The sequence below is a fragment of the Streptomyces sp. NPDC002671 genome (assembly GCF_053592475.1).
Window position 1 is genome coordinate 35,980 of the sequence record NZ_JBSFVU010000006.1, and the last position, 13,750, is coordinate 49,729.

General features: G+C 72.8%; 13 protein-coding genes. 7 read left to right on the plus strand and 6 right to left on the minus strand.

All coding sequences use genetic code 11. The features are described from left to right. Positions 1-93 precede the first annotated feature (93 nt). Together ACWD35_RS10885 and ACWD35_RS10890 are read left to right on the plus strand one after the other, a co-directional pair. A complete protein-coding gene (locus tag ACWD35_RS10885; protein ID WP_451350853.1) occupies positions 94-1,347 on the plus strand; it encodes an FUSC family protein in 1,254 nt (417 codons plus the stop codon). 37 nt (positions 1,348-1,384) lie between these two features. Further along, positions 1,385-2,581, plus strand: coding sequence for a lactonase family protein (locus ACWD35_RS10890; protein WP_451350854.1), 1,197 nt, complete (start codon positions 1,385-1,387; stop codon positions 2,579-2,581). Here the strand turns inward: ACWD35_RS10890 and ACWD35_RS10895 are convergent. Together ACWD35_RS10895 and ACWD35_RS10900 are read right to left on the minus strand one after the other, a co-directional pair. Next, positions 2,549-3,283 carry a DUF2470 domain-containing protein gene (locus ACWD35_RS10895; protein WP_451351093.1) on the minus strand — a complete coding sequence of 245 codons (735 nt, stop codon included), beginning with the start codon at positions 3,281-3,283 and terminating at the stop codon, positions 2,549-2,551. The two genes, ACWD35_RS10890 and ACWD35_RS10895, sit on opposite strands and share 33 nt — an antisense overlap. 106 nt (positions 3,284-3,389) lie before the next feature. Continuing rightward, the gene (locus ACWD35_RS10900) at positions 3,390-3,995 is read right to left on the minus strand and encodes a TetR/AcrR family transcriptional regulator (protein WP_451350855.1); all 606 of its coding nucleotides are present in this window, start codon (positions 3,993-3,995) and stop codon (positions 3,390-3,392) included. Between the two features lie 119 nt (positions 3,996-4,114). On the opposite strand from ACWD35_RS10900, the gene ACWD35_RS10905 reads away from it, so the two are divergent. Beyond that, entirely contained in the window at positions 4,115-5,644 is a 1,530-nt protein-coding gene (locus tag ACWD35_RS10905; protein WP_451350856.1) for a cytochrome P450, read from the plus strand. 122 nt (positions 5,645-5,766) lie between these two features. Here the strand turns inward: ACWD35_RS10905 and ACWD35_RS10910 are convergent, their stop codons facing one another. Next, on the minus strand, positions 5,767-7,068 hold the full coding sequence (locus tag ACWD35_RS10910) for an alpha/beta fold hydrolase (protein WP_451350857.1): 1,302 nt from the start codon (positions 7,066-7,068) through the stop codon (positions 5,767-5,769). A gap of 157 nt (positions 7,069-7,225) precedes the next feature. Here ACWD35_RS10910 and ACWD35_RS10915 point away from each other — a divergent pair, with 157 nt between their 5' ends. The 4 genes from ACWD35_RS10915 to ACWD35_RS10930 are packed head-to-tail and all read left to right on the plus strand — an operon-like array spanning position 7,226 to position 11,298. Beyond that, positions 7,226-7,981 (plus strand): (Fe-S)-binding protein, encoded by a 756-nt coding sequence (locus ACWD35_RS10915; RefSeq protein ID WP_451350858.1) that lies wholly within the window; start codon positions 7,226-7,228, stop codon positions 7,979-7,981. Beyond that, a complete protein-coding gene (locus ACWD35_RS10920; protein WP_451350859.1) occupies positions 7,978-9,456 on the plus strand; it encodes a LutB/LldF family L-lactate oxidation iron-sulfur protein in 1,479 nt (492 codons plus the stop codon). The genes ACWD35_RS10915 and ACWD35_RS10920 overlap by 4 nt, the downstream gene beginning before the upstream one ends. Further along, positions 9,453-10,106: a LutC/YkgG family protein gene (locus tag ACWD35_RS10925; protein ID WP_451350860.1), complete on the plus strand. Its 654-nt coding sequence runs from the start codon at positions 9,453-9,455 to the stop codon at positions 10,104-10,106. The genes ACWD35_RS10920 and ACWD35_RS10925 overlap by 4 nt, the downstream gene beginning before the upstream one ends. Before the next feature lie 37 nt (positions 10,107-10,143). Continuing rightward, the gene (locus ACWD35_RS10930; protein WP_451350861.1) at positions 10,144-11,298 is read left to right on the plus strand and encodes a betaine/proline/choline family ABC transporter ATP-binding protein; all 1,155 of its coding nucleotides are present in this window, start codon (positions 10,144-10,146) and stop codon (positions 11,296-11,298) included. Positions 11,299-11,352: 54 nt separating this feature from the next. Here the strand turns inward: ACWD35_RS10930 and ACWD35_RS10935 are convergent, their stop codons facing one another. The 3 genes from ACWD35_RS10935 to ACWD35_RS10945 are packed head-to-tail and all read right to left on the minus strand — an operon-like array spanning position 11,353 to position 13,639. Continuing rightward, on the minus strand, positions 11,353-12,294 hold the full coding sequence (locus ACWD35_RS10935; protein ID WP_451350862.1) for an ABC transporter substrate-binding protein: 942 nt from the start codon (positions 12,292-12,294) through the stop codon (positions 11,353-11,355). Then, a complete protein-coding gene (locus tag ACWD35_RS10940) occupies positions 12,291-12,962 on the minus strand; it encodes an ABC transporter permease (protein ID WP_451350863.1) in 672 nt (223 codons plus the stop codon). Before ACWD35_RS10940 ends, ACWD35_RS10935 begins: the two co-directional genes overlap by 4 nt. After that, on the minus strand, positions 12,959-13,639 hold the full coding sequence (locus ACWD35_RS10945; RefSeq protein ID WP_451350864.1) for an ABC transporter permease: 681 nt from the start codon (positions 13,637-13,639) through the stop codon (positions 12,959-12,961). Before ACWD35_RS10945 ends, ACWD35_RS10940 begins: the two co-directional genes overlap by 4 nt. Positions 13,640-13,750: the final 111 nt, after the last annotated feature.

The following is a 13,750-nucleotide window of genomic DNA, read 5'->3' on the forward strand; positions in this document are numbered from 1 at the left end:
GAGCCGCAGATAGCCGGTGTTGGCCTGCGGGGGTTGCCCCCGGGCGGGGGCGGCCACGTTCGACGTGCCCGAGGAACGGGAACACGCGAAGGGATGCTCGAGGTACGGAAGTGGACCGCGGAACTCAGGCGCCTGGTGGGGCGCCGCCGGGAGCCGGTGGTCGTCCAGACGCTGCGGTCCGCCGCGGCGGCGACGATCGCCTACGTCATCGCGCTCCGGCTGAGCCCCGAGCCGGCCCCGCTGACCGCCCCCCTGACCGCCTTGCTGGTCGTCCAGGTCACCTTCTACGCCACGCTCACCAACGGCATCCGCCGGGTGAACTCGGTGGTGGCCGGTGTCCTGGTCGCCATCGCCTTCAGCCTGCTGGTGGGGCTGACCTGGTGGAGCCTGGCGCTGCTGATCGTGGCCTCGCTGGCCGTGGGGCACCTGGTGCGCGTCGACGAGTACGTGGCCGAGGTGGCGATCAGCGCCATGCTGGTGCTCGGGGTGACGACGGTCGGGTTCACGGCCTGGGCGCGGATCGTGGAGACGCTGATCGGCGCGGTCGTCGGGATGGCCTGCAACCTGCTGCTGCCGCCCCCGGTGTGGGTCGACGAGGCCGGCCGGTCGATCGAGGACCTGGCACGCCGGGTGCGCCGGCTGATGCTGCGCATGGGTGAGGAGGCCGCGGGCGGCATCCCCTGGCAGCGGGCGGCCGAGCGGCTGCACGAGGCACGCCGGCTGGACCACGACATCGTCCGGGTGGACGCGTCCCTGCGGCAGGCCGAGGACAGTCTGCGGCTCAATCCGCGCGTCAAGGAGGGACTGCTGCACCGGGTGGTGCTGCGCACCGGCCTGGACACGCTGGAGATCTGCACGGTGGTGCTGCGGGTGCTGGCCCGCTCGTTCACGGACCTGGCGAAGGCCCGTGGCTCGGTGGAGCTGTTCCCGCCCCGGATCGGGGCGACGGTGGAGCAGCTGCTGTCGGAGCTCGGCGACGCCGTGGTCAGCTTCGCGGTGCTTGTGACCACGCACCTGAGCGAGAACGCCGAGTCGGCGGAGGCGCGGCTGACGGCCGAGCTGCACACGGCGGCCGGCACCCGGGACCGGCTCGCCCAGCTGCTGGAGGAGGAGGTCCGCCAGGGCGGGGAGAACTGGCAGCTGATGGGCGCCGTGCTGACCGAGGTGAACCGGATCATCGACGAACTCAACACCGAGCACCGCACCCGCCGCCTGTTGGAGGAGCTGGACCGCGTGTCCCGGGCACAGCGGGCGAAGCTGCCGGGGATGTCCCGGTTGCGGGAGCGGCTCGGGGTGCAGGACCGTCTGTGGCGGAACCGTGCCGGGCTCGGCGGACGTTCCTGGTGAAGAGGTGGGGTGCGTAGTGGACGAGGAGGAGCGAGCGGTGAGGCGAGGCTGGAGCAGGCGCCGCTTCGTGGGGGCCGTGGCGGGCGCGGCGGCCGTGGTGGCGGTCCCGTCGCCCGCGGCACCACCGGCGCAAGGCGCACCCGCACCCGCACCCGCACCCGCACCCGAGGAGCGGACGGCCACCGAAACGCCCCGGAATCCGCCCACACCCCGCCCGCTGTACCTGGGCACCTACACCTCGGTCGAGGGCGGCGGCACCGGCATCGGACTGGCCTCGTACGACCCGGTGACGGGCCGGATCACCGGCTCGGGAACGCTCGCGGGCGTCCCCGACCCCTCGTACCTCGCCCTCCACCCGGACGGCCGCACGCTCTACGCGGTGAACGAGCGCAAGGACGGGGCGGTGACCGCCGTGCGCCTCGCGGACCGGCAGATCCTCGCCACCCGGAGCACGGGCGGCGCCGGGACCTGCCATCTGTCGGTGCATCCGAGTGGGCGCTGGCTGCTGAGCGCCGACTACCAGTCGGGCAGCGTCACCGTGCACCCGATCGACGCCTCGGGCGCTCTCGGGGAGCGTACCGACCGGGTCATCCACCCGGCTCCGGCGCCCGGTCCGGGTCGACAGGGCCCGCATGCCCATCAGGTCATCACCAGCCCGGACGGCGGTCACGTGCTCGCCGTCGACCTCGGGAACGACACCGTCTACACGTACAGCCTCGACCCCGAGAAGGGCACGCTCACGGACGTGGCCCAGGCGCACACCCGGCCGGGCGCGGGCCCGCGCCATCTGGCCTTCCATCCGGGCGGCCGGTACGCGTACCTCGCCGACGAGCAGGACGACACGGTCGCGGTCTGCGGCTACGACCCGGACTCCGGCCGGCTGACCATCGGGGAGCCGCAGCCGACGGGGTCGGGCGGCGTGAAGAACTACCCGTCACAGCCTCTGGTGACGGCGAACGGCGGCTACGCCTTCCTGGCCAACCGCGGCGCCAACACCCTCGCCCGGTACGCCGTCGAGGCGGACGGAGCGAGGCTGCGGCTGCTCGGCACGGTGCCGGTGTCCGGAAACTGGCCGCGGCAGCTCGCCTTCTCGCCGGACGGGCGGCTGCTGTTCGCCGCGAACCAGCGGTCGAGCACCGTCAGCGTCTTCCACGTGGACACGGAGAACGGTGAACTGAGCCTGGCGGGCGAGCCGTTCGCCTCACCCGTCGCCGTCTGCGCGCTGCCACTGTAGCGCCCGGGCGCAGGCGGCGGTGCTCGCCTGCGACAGCAGGGCGTGCATGCGCTCGGTGAGCTGCGCGACGTCGTCGGCGGGCGCGTGGAAGGGCAGCCGTACGTCGCCGTGGGCGCGGGTGCGTTCGATGCGCAGGGTCAGTCCGTGCCGGTCGACGGCGAGGGGCTGGACGCGGGTCGCGGCGTGCAGGCTCTCCGGGCTGACGAGCCGGGTGAGCCGTTCGACGGCGTCCGGGTGGGCATCGGCGAGATGGGTCAGCAGCCGGGCCTCGGCGTCCGTCAGCGGGTCGGGCCGGGCGGTGGCGAACTCGTCGAGGTCGACGAGGACAGGGCCGGAGGGCTGCCGCAGCACCACCCGGGTGGGCCTGAAGTACAGGTGGCCGTCGGCGGGGGCGAACCAGCCGGCGAGCCAGAGCCGGGCCCGGATCCGGGCCCGCACCGGGACGGGAGCCACGTCGGCGAACTCCAGCACGGCCGACGGCGTCCCGCGCGGGGCGCACAGGGCTGCCGTGAGCAGCGTGCTGTCGGCACCGTCGTCGGGCACCGCCAGCCGCACCTCGCCCTCCTCGGTGACGGAGTGAACGGCGACGTACTCCTCGCGGGCGCCGTCCGCGGTCACCGTGCAGGACCAGGCGGCGGCCAGCACCGAACGCGCCCGTTCCGCCGCGCCGGGCCCGGCCACCCAGCCTTGCGTGTCACCCATCCCGTCACCCACGCCGTCACCCATCCCCGGACCTCCTTAGGTAAGCCTTGCCTAACCTATCGGAGTTCGGGGCGGGCGCCAACCATGACCCACCCGACCGGGGGAGTCATCCGATGACACCCAGCAGCGCCCGTGCGCACAGGTCCCGGACCTGCTCCCGGGTCAGCGAGCCGTCGCGCAGCCACTCCAGACAGACGGCCGTGGTGAACGCGAGCCAGCCGCGCACGGCCAGGCCGACCTCGCGGCTGCGCTCGAAGACGGGCCCGAACTCCGGGTCGGCGGCGAGCGCGGCGAGGATCTGCCGTTCCTGCGCGGCCAGCGCATGCTGGTAGACGCGCCGCACGGCCTGGTCCCCGGCCGCGTCGGCACGGTGGAAGGCACGGAAGCCGTGGGCGTGGGCCTGGACATAGCCGAGGTAGGTGTCGAGACCGGCGGTGAGCTGCTCGCGCACCGGCACTCCGGGCACCGCCGCCGTCATGCGCAGCATCCGCTCGCTCTCGCGCTCCACCACCGCCGCGAAGAAGTCCCGCTTGGTCGGGAAGTAGTGGTAGAGCAGCCCCCGCGAGACTCCGGCGATCTCGGCGACCTGCTCGATCCACACGTCGTCGTACGGGCTCTCCGAGAACAGGCTGGCCCCGACGGACAGCAGCTGTTCGCGGCGCTCCTCGGTACTGAGTCTGCGCCGGGCACGCTCCCCCTGGTTCGCGGGCATGCCGCCACTTTACTTGACGCCGGTTCAACAAGCGGACCACACTGGAAGCCTTATTGAACCCACGTACAACACGCATGCGCACAGGGACAACGCCCCGCTGGATCAAGGGAGATCACGCCATGGCGGAGACGAGGGAGACCGGGCTGCCGAAGGGGTTCCGGGGTGCCGAGCAGGGCTGGCCCGAGCTGGACCGCATCCCGCATCCGCCGCGCCGGCTGCCGCTGCTCGGCGATGTCCTCGGCGTCGACCGGCGCCGGCCCGTGCAGGACTCCATGCGCTTCGGCCGCGAACTGGGGCCGATCTTCCGGCGCCGCGCCTTCGGGAACGAGTTCGTGTTCGTGTGGGGCTCCCGCCTGGTCTCCGATTTCGCCGACGAGTCCCGGTTCGCCAAGCATGTGGGCCTCGGGGTCGCCAACCTCCGTCCGCTCGCCGGGGACGGCCTGTTCACGGCGTACAACCACGAGCCGAACTGGCAGCTTGCGCACGACGTCCTGGCGCCCGGTTTCAGCCGGGAGGCCATGGAGGGCTACCACGGGATGATGCTGGACGTCGCCGAGCGGCTGACCGGCCACTGGGACCGGGAGCTGGCGGCCGGCCGCACGGTGGACGTGCCCGGCGACATGACCAAGCTGACCCTGGAGACGATCGCGCGCACCGGGTTCGGGCACGACTTCGGGTCCTTCGAGCGCGACCGGCCGCACCCCTTCGTGACGGCGATGGTGGGCACGCTCACCTACGCCCAGCGCCTGAACAGCGTGCCCCGGCCGCTGGCGCCGCTGCTGCTGCGCGACCGCTCCCGGCGCAACGATGCCGACATCGCCTTCCTGAACGACACGGTCGACGGGGTCGTGGCGGCCCGGCGCCTCTCCGGCAGCGGGGACGGGGACCTGCTGGACCGCATGCTGGAGACGGCCCACCCCGAGACCGGGGAGCGGCTGTCGGCCGAGAACGTCCGCAAGCAGGTGATCACGTTCCTGGTGGCGGGCCACGAGACCACCTCGGGCGCGCTCTCCTTCGCGCTGTACTACCTCGCCCGGCACCCGGAGATCGCCGCGAAGGCCCGCGCCGAGGTGGACCGCGTCTGGGGCGACACCCCGCAGCCCGGCTACGACCAGGTCGCCAAGCTGCGCTACGTCCGCCGGGTGCTGGACGAGTCGCTGCGGCTGTGGCCGACCGCGCCCGCCTACGCCCGGGAGGCCCTGCAGGACACGGTGCTCGCCGGGGACCATCCGATGCGGCGCGGCGCGTGGGCGCTGGTGCTGCTGCCGCTGCTGCACCGCGACCCCGAGGTGTGGGGCGAGGACGCCGAGCGGTTCGACCCGGACCGGTTCGACGCCAAGGCCGTACGGTCCCGTCCCGCGCACACCTTCAAGCCGTTCGGGACCGGCGCGCGGGCCTGCATCGGCCGCCAGTTCGCGCTGCACGAGGCGACCCTGGTCCTCGGCCTGCTGCTGCGCCGCTACGAGCTGCGGGCCGACCCGGACTACCGGCTCCGGGTCACCGAACGCCTGACGGTGATGCCGGAGGGGCTGCGGCTCGGCCTGGAGCGGCGCCCCGCCGCCGTACGTGCTTCCGCCGAGCCGGTCACGGTCCCGGACGACGGCTCGGCGTCGGCAGCCGGCAGTCCCGTGCACCGCACGGGCGGCTGACGGTCGGACTGCCGACTGAACACCTCGGCTGTCGGCTGAACACCTCGAAGGCCACGGCGGGTCTTGGCGTCGGTCATGGGGCGCAGACGGTGCCGCCGCGCCGGTTCGTCACAGGTGGTGGTTCACGCCTCGCCGCGGGCGAGCGCCAGCAGCCGGTCCAGCACCCGGGGCGCGCCCGCGCGCAGCCCGTCGTGCTCGAACTCGTCCGTGACCCAGGTGCGCAGGCCGCGGATGGCACTCGCGGTCTCCAGGGAGTGGGCGGTGTCGACGTACATGTCGTCGTGGTAGACGGCCGCGGCGACCGGCACCTCGTTGGCGGCAAGCCGCTCGGCGTCGTACAGGGGCGCCCAGTCGGTGCGGGCGGCGAGCAGTTCGGCCGTCTCGCGCAGCGGGCGCAGGGCCGGGTCGGTGTCGAACATCCAGGGGTGGACCGTCTCGCCGGTGAACAGCACAGGGGCGTCGCCCGCCAGCGCCTTGGCGGCGTCGAACTGCGGGAACTCGGCGCGGACGCGCTCGGCGGCCCAGGCGGTGGGCCGGGCGTCCTGGCCGTAGATCGCCTCGTGGACGAGGGCGTACAGCGGGTGGCCCGCGTACGACAGCAGGGGCTGCACCTGCTCCTGGAAGGCGTCGGACAGCTGCGCGCCGCCCGGCGTGCGGACGAAGGCGTCCTCCAGCAGGTAGTGCAGCCGGTGGCTGCCGTCGCTCGCGCCGAGGATCAGGCCGAGGGCCTGGAAGGCCTCGACAGTGAGGTGGTGGCCGTTCGGCAGGACGACGTCGTGGGTGAGGAGGTGTTCGACGATACGGCGGGCCCGCTCGACGTCCTGCGGGTAACGGGCGTAGTGCGCGGTGACCTTGCGTTCGATGCGCGGGTAGGCGGCCCGGTAGACGTCGACGGCGTGGGCGTCCAGGGAGGGCAGCCCACCGGTGACGATCGCGGTGTCGAGGCCCTCGGGGGCGTGGGAGAGGTACGACACCGTGCAGAAGCCGCCGAAGCTCTGGCCGAGTACGGTCCAGGGGGCGCCGCCGGTGACCTCGGGGCGAATGGCCTCGCAGTCGCGGACGATCGAGTCGGCGCGGAACCGGGCGAGGTAGTCGGCCTGTTCGGCGGGGCCGCCGCGCAGCGGGAGCGTCTGCCGGGTGGCGGGCGTGGAACGGCCGGTGCCGCGCTGGTCGAGCAGCAGGACGCGGTAGTCCTTCAGGGCGCGGTCGAGCCAGGCCTGCCGCCCGACGAAACGATTCGCCCCGAAGCCCGGTCCGCCCTGGAGGTACAGCAGCCAGGGCAGGTTCTGCCCGGCCTTGTCGCTCGCGACCACCTCGCGTGCGTACAGCTCGATGGTCTCGCCGCCCGGGTCGGCGTGGTCGAGGGGCACGGTGAAGTGGCGGTCGGTGAGGACGACGCCGGGCTGGCGGTAGCTGAGGCTCAACGGGGCTCCCGGGACGGATGGGACGGACGAGTCCCAGTTCAGCACACGGCCGGCCGCCGGCCGAGCCCTGGGATCATGGAATGTCGCTCCCACTACGCTGAACGCCTGTGGGAGGTGCCCTCAGCACCCGTCCGATGGCCGACCCCGAGGAGCCGCGATGCGTGTCGCTCTGTTCCTGACCTGTGTCAACGACACCCTCTATCCGGACACCGGCCGTGCCGTGGTGAAACTGCTGACCAGGCTGGGCGTCGAGGTCGACTTCCCGATGGCTCAGACGTGCTGCGGGCAGGCGCACTACAACACCGGCTACCGGCACGAGACGGAACCGATGGCCCGGCACTTCTCCGATGTCTTCGGCGAGTACGAGGCGATCGTGACCCCGTCCGGTTCGTGCGCGGCGATGGTGCGGGAGCTGTATCCGCGCCTCGGCGAGCGGGCACGCGCCGAGGGACGCGGGGACTCGCTCGCCCGGACCCTGGCCCCGGTGGTGCCGAAGACGTACGAGCTGACCGAGTTCCTGGTCGACGTGCTCGGCGTGACGGACGTGGGCGCGTACTACCCGCACACCGTCACCTACCACCCGACCTGCCACGGCCTGCGCGGCCTGGGCCTCGGCGACCGGCCGCGCCGGCTTCTTCAGGCCGTCAAGGGGCTTGAGCTGGTCGAGCTGCCGGGGGCCGAGGAGTGCTGCGGGTTCGGCGGCACGTTCGCACTGAAGAACTCCGAGGTCTCGGCGGCGATGGGCGTGGACAAGGTGCGCAACGCCGAGGCGACCGGCACCGAGGTGCTGTGCGCGGCCGACAACTCCTGCCTGATGCACATCGGCGGCACCATGAGCCGGCTGCGAACGGGCATGCGGCCGGTGCACCTCGCGGAGATCCTGGCGAGCACGGAGGAGGAACCGGCCCGATGACCGGGACGTTCGTAGGCATGCCGGCCTTCCCTCAGGCGGCGCACGACGCCGTCAACAACCCCACCCTGCGCGGCAATCTGCGCCACGCCACGCACACCATCCGCGCCAAGCGGGCCAAGGCGGTGGGTGAGCTGGCCGACTGGGACGGGCTGCGGGAGGCCGGCCGACGCATCAAGGACCACACCCTGCGCCATCTCGACCGGTATCTGGAGCAGTTGGAAGAGGCGGTCACCGCGGCAGGGGGGACCGTCCACTGGGCGGCGGACGCCGACGAGGCCAACCGGATCGTCGCCCAACTTGTCAAGGAGACCGGCGAGTCGGAGGTCGTCAAGGTCAAGTCGATGGCCACGCAGGAGATCGGGCTCAACGAGGCCCTGCTCGCCGAGGGAATCCGGGCCTATGAGACCGATCTCGCCGAGCTGATCGTGCAGTTGGGCAGGGACCGGCCCTCGCACATCCTGGTCCCGGCCATCCACCGCAACCGGGGCGAGATCCGTGACATCTTCCGCACCGAGATGGGCGCGTGGGGCCGCCCGGCCCCCGAGGGCCTGACCGACAGCCCCGCCGAACTCGCCGACGCGGCCCGGCTGCATCTGCGGGAGAAGTTCCTGCGGGCCGAAGTCGGCATCTCCGGCGCCAACTTCATGGTCGCCGAGACCGGCACCCTGGTCGTCGTGGAGTCCGAGGGCAACGGCCGGATGTGCCTGACCCTGCCCAGGACGCTGATCTCGGTCGTCGGCATCGAGAAGGTCGTACCGACCTGGCGGGACCTGGAGGTCTTCCTCCAGACTCTGCCCCGCTCCTCGACCGCCGAGCGCATGAACCCGTACACCAGCATGTGGACCGGCACCACGGACGAGGACGGCCCGCAGACCTTTCATCTCGTGCTGCTGGACAACGGCCGCACCGACACCCTCGCCGACCAGGTCGGCCGGCAGGCGCTGCGCTGCATCCGCTGCTCGGCCTGCCTGAACGTGTGCCCGGTGTACGAGCGGGCGGGCGGGCACGCGTACGGCTCGGTCTACCCGGGCCCGATCGGCGCCATCCTCAGCCCCCAACTCCGGGGCACCGCGAGCGAGATCGACGCCTCCCTGCCGTTCGCCTCCTCCCTGTGCGGGGCCTGCTACGAGGTGTGTCCGGTCGCCATCGACATCCCCGAGGTGCTGGTGCATCTGCGGGAACGGGTGGTGGAGGGCGGACCGGCCGTCCGGCACGGCAACAAGGTCGTCCTGAAGCCGGCCAAGGGGCACGCGGCCGAGCGGGCGGCCATGCGGGCGGCGCGCTGGGCGTTCGCGCATCCGGGTGCGCTGCGCGCGGGCCAGCGGCTGGCCTCCCGCACCCGCCGGCTGCACCCGCGCACCCTGCCGGGTCCCGGCCGGGCGTGGAGCGGCGCCCGGGACCTGCCGGCGGTGCCGGCGGAGCCGTTCCGCGACTGGTGGCAGCGCACGCGCGGCGGAAAGGGCGAGGCGAAGTGAGCAGCAGGGAGCGGATCCTGGGGCGGGTGCGGCGCGCCCTCGCGGACGTACAGCCGGACGAGCGGCCGTACGAGGAAGCGGTGCCACGGGACTATCTGCGCGAGCACGGGGAGCGCACGGCCGAGGAGACGGTGGAGCTGCTGGCCGAGAACCTGGCAGACTACCGGGCGCTCGTACACCGCTGCACGGAGGATGAACTGCCGTCCCTGATCGGCCGGTTGCTCGCCGACCGGCAGTCGGGCCCGGTGCTGGTCCCGCCGGGGCTCGCGGAGGACTGGCTCGCGCGGGCGGACGTCGCACGGGTCGCCGACCGGGCCGAGAGCACGGCCGGTGAGCTGGACCGGGTGGACAGCGTGGTCACGGGCTGCGCGGTGGCGATCGCCGAGACCGGCACGATCGTGCTGGATGGCGGCCCGGACCAGGGGCGGCGCCGGATCAGTCTGGTGCCCGACCACCACATCTGCGTGGTGCGGGTGCCCGGCCAGGTCGTCTCCTCGGTCCCGCAGGCCCTCGAACGCCTCTCCCCCACCCGCCCGCTGACCTGGATCTCCGGCCCGTCGGCCACCAGCGACATCGAGCTGGACCGCGTGGAGGGCGTGCACGGCCCGCGCACCCTGGAGGTGGTGCTGGTCAGCGGCTCGGGCGACTGAGCGCGCGGGTGCCGCGCCCAGTGGCTAGCGTGGGGGAATGATCCGGTTCGAGCAGGTCACCAAGCGGTATCCGGACGGCACGACGGCCGTGGACGGCCTCTCCTTCGAGGTCGCGGAGGGCGAACTCGTCACGCTCGTCGGCCCCTCCGGCTGCGGCAAGACGACGACCATGATGATGGTGAACCGGCTCATCGAGCCGACCTCCGGCCGGATCTTCGTGGCGGGCGAGGACATCGCGCGGGTCGACCCGGTGCGGCTGCGCCGCCGTATCGGCTACGTCATCCAGCAGGTCGGCCTCTTCCCGCACCGCACCGTCCTGGACAACACCGCCACGGTCCCGGCGCTGCTCGGCTGGAAGCGGGCGAAGGCGCGGGCCCGCGCCGCCGAACTGCTCGATCTGGTGGGCCTGGACCCGAACACGTACGGGCCGCGCTATCCGGAGCAGCTCTCGGGCGGCCAGCGGCAGCGGGTGGGCGTGGCGCGGGCGCTGGCGGCGGATCCGCCGGTGCTGCTGATGGACGAACCGTTCGGGGCGGTCGACCCCGTGGTGCGCGAGCAGTTGCAGGACGAGTTCCTGCGCATGCAGGCTGCCGTGCGCAAGACGGTGCTGCTGGTCACGCACGACATCGAGGAGGCGGTCCGGCTCGGCGACCGTATCGCCGTGTACGGGCAGGGCCGCATCGAGCAGTTCGACACGCCGGGGGCCGTGCTGGGGGCGCCCGCCACGCCGTACGTCGCGGAGTTCGTGGGCGCCGACCGGGGCCTGAAGCGGCTGTCGGTCACCGCGATCGAGCCGGACGATCTGGAGCAGCCGGCCGTGGCCCGCGTGGACGAGCCCGCCGAGCGGGCCCTGGAGCGGCTGCGGGCCGAGGGCTCCCGCTGGGCGGTCGTACTGGACGGCGCGGGCGATCTGCACGGCTGGTCCGGCATCGAGGAGCTGGCGGCGGGCGGCACGGTCGGCGACCTCGCCCATCGGATGACCGCATGGGTGCCGGTCGGGGCCCCGCTGAAGCAGGCGTTCGGGGTGATGCTCCAGTACGACGCCGGATGGGTCGCGGTGCTGGACGGCGCGCGCTTCCTGGGCGTCCTCACCCCGGCGAAGCTGCACGAGGCGCTGCGGCGCTCGGTGGACGCGGATGCCCGGGGGGTCTCGCGGGGGCAGGTGTCGTTCGACTCGGTGGCGGACGCCTGAACGGCCTCGCTCGCGGACGTCTGAATCTCCTCGCTCACGGACACCGGAGGTACGTCACTTCAGCAGGCCCTTGTCCTTCAGATAGGTCCGGGCCACATCGGCGGGCAGCCGCCGCCAGCTGTCCACCTGCTGGTTCAGCTGCGCCAAGTCCCTCGTCGTCAGGACCTCGTTGAGCTTGCCGAGCGCCTTCGTCACGCCCAGGCTGCCCGCGCGGGAGCGGTTGACGACCGGGACGACGTAGTCCGCGTTCTGCAGGTGCTTGTCGTCGGCGAGCAGGACCAGGCCGAAGGCGTCGAGGGTGGCGTCCGTGGTGGTGGTCAGCACCATCTGGTCCCGGCCTTCCTGCACGGCCCGCTTGGCCGGGGTGGTGCCGACGCCCTTGGGGTCGACGCCGGTGATGTCGATGCCGTACACCTTCTTCAATCCCGGTTCGCAGTACGGCCGTTGCACACACTCGTCGCCTGCTGCGAGCCGTACTCTCAGCCGCGAGGCGCCGAGGTCGCTGAGGGTGCTGAGCCGGTGCCGGCGGGCGTAGTCGGCGCTCACCGCGAAGGCGTTCTGGTCCACGGCGCGGCCCGGCGGGAGGACGGTGAGTCCGCGCGGGGCGGCCAGTGCGCGCAGGGCCTTCATCGTGGCGGCCAGGTCTGGCGAGCCCACCGGCTCCGCGCCGGGGCCGTGGGTCTTGGCGTTGAGCCAGTCGGCGAGGGTGGCCGCGTACTCGGGTACGACGTCGATCTGGCCGGATTCCAGGGCAGGTTCGTACAGCTCCCGGTTGGCGACCGTGAGGATGGACGTCTTGTAGCCGGCCTGGTTCAGCAGCTGGGCGTACATCTGGGCGAGCAGATCGCTCTCGGTGAAGCCGGCCGAGCCGATGGTCAGGTGGTGGCTGTCCCCGGGCGGGGCGGTGACCTGGCCGCGGTTCTCCAGGGAGGGGCCGGTGGAGCAGGCGGTGAGGGTGAGCAGGGCGGCCACGGCATGTGCGGTACGCCCCCTCACCGGCCCCTCCTCGCCCAGGCGGGCGCCAGCCGTTCGACGGCCTCGAAGACGCCCTCCACCACGAGCGCGAGCACGGCGACGAGGAACGCACCCGCGACCACCTGGGGCGTGCTGGCCAGGTTGAAGCCCGCCGTGATGATCCGGCCCAGGCCGCCGCCGCCGGCGAGCGCGGCGATGGTGGCGGTGGCGACGAGCTGGACGGCGGCGATCCGAACCCCGTTCAGCACCATGGGGAGCGAGAGGGGCAGTTCCACCTGGAACAGCAGCTGCCGCCCGGTCATCCCCATGCCCCGGGCCGCCCGTACGACGCTGCGGTCGACCTCGCGCATGCCGACGTAGGCGTTGGTGAGCAGCGGCGGCACGGCGAACAGCACCAGGGCGACGACCGTGGGCCCCTCGCCCCACTTCCCGACCGGGGTGAGCAGCAACAGAACCAGCACGGCGAAGGTGGGGACGGCACGGCCGGCGTTGGCGATGTTCACGGCGAGCGCGCCGCCTTTGCCGAGGTGGCCGAGGACGAGGGCGACGGGCAGGGCGATCAGACAGCTGACGAGCAGGCAGACCACGGTGAGCACCAGGTGCTGGAGCAGCCGGTGCCGGACGCCGTCGTCGCCGGACCAGTGTGCCGGGTCGCTGAGCCAGTCCCAGGCGGCGGTGACGGTGCTCATGCGCGGGCCGCCCGCGCCCAGGGCGTGATCAGCCACTGCACGCTGAGCAGGAGCAGGTCGGCGGCGACCGCGATCAGCACGCACAGCACGGACGCGGTGAGCACCTGGGCCTTGAAGTAGGTGTTCATGCCCGCGTAGATGAGATTGCCGAGGCCGCCGAAGCCGACGATCGCGCCGACCGTGACCAGGGAGACGGCGGAGACGGTCGCGATGCGCAGCCCGGCCATCGCGGCGGGCAGGGCGAGGGGCAGTTCGACGGTGAGCAGAAGGCGCACGGGGCCGTAGCCGAGGCCGCGCGCGGCCTGCCGTGTCTCCTCGGGGACCGCGCGCAGCCCGGCGAGGATGTTCCGGACGAGCACGGTGAGCGAGTACAGCACGAGACCCGCGACGACCAGGGTCGCCGAGAGGCCGTACAGGGGCAGGAGCAGCGAGAACATCGCCAGCGACGGGATGGTGTACAGGATCGTCGTCACGGCGAGGACCGGCCCTGCCGCCAGGGCCCAGCGGCGGGCCAGCACCGCCAGCGGCAGGGCGATGGCCAGGCCGATGAGCACCGACAGCGCGGTCAGCTGGAGGTGCTGGACGACCGAGTCGAGGACGATCTGGCGGCGGGTGCTCAGATAGGCGCCGCAGATCCACTCGTTGCGCGCGAGGCAGTCGTGCGGGGGCGCGGTCACCTCTCCATTGCACGGGCGGGCGTGCGGGTCGGCGCGCCGGGGTGGCCCGTTCGTGCGGCACCGGGCGCAACCGTCGGGCATCGGACGTGGCCGATTCCACGTGACACAGAC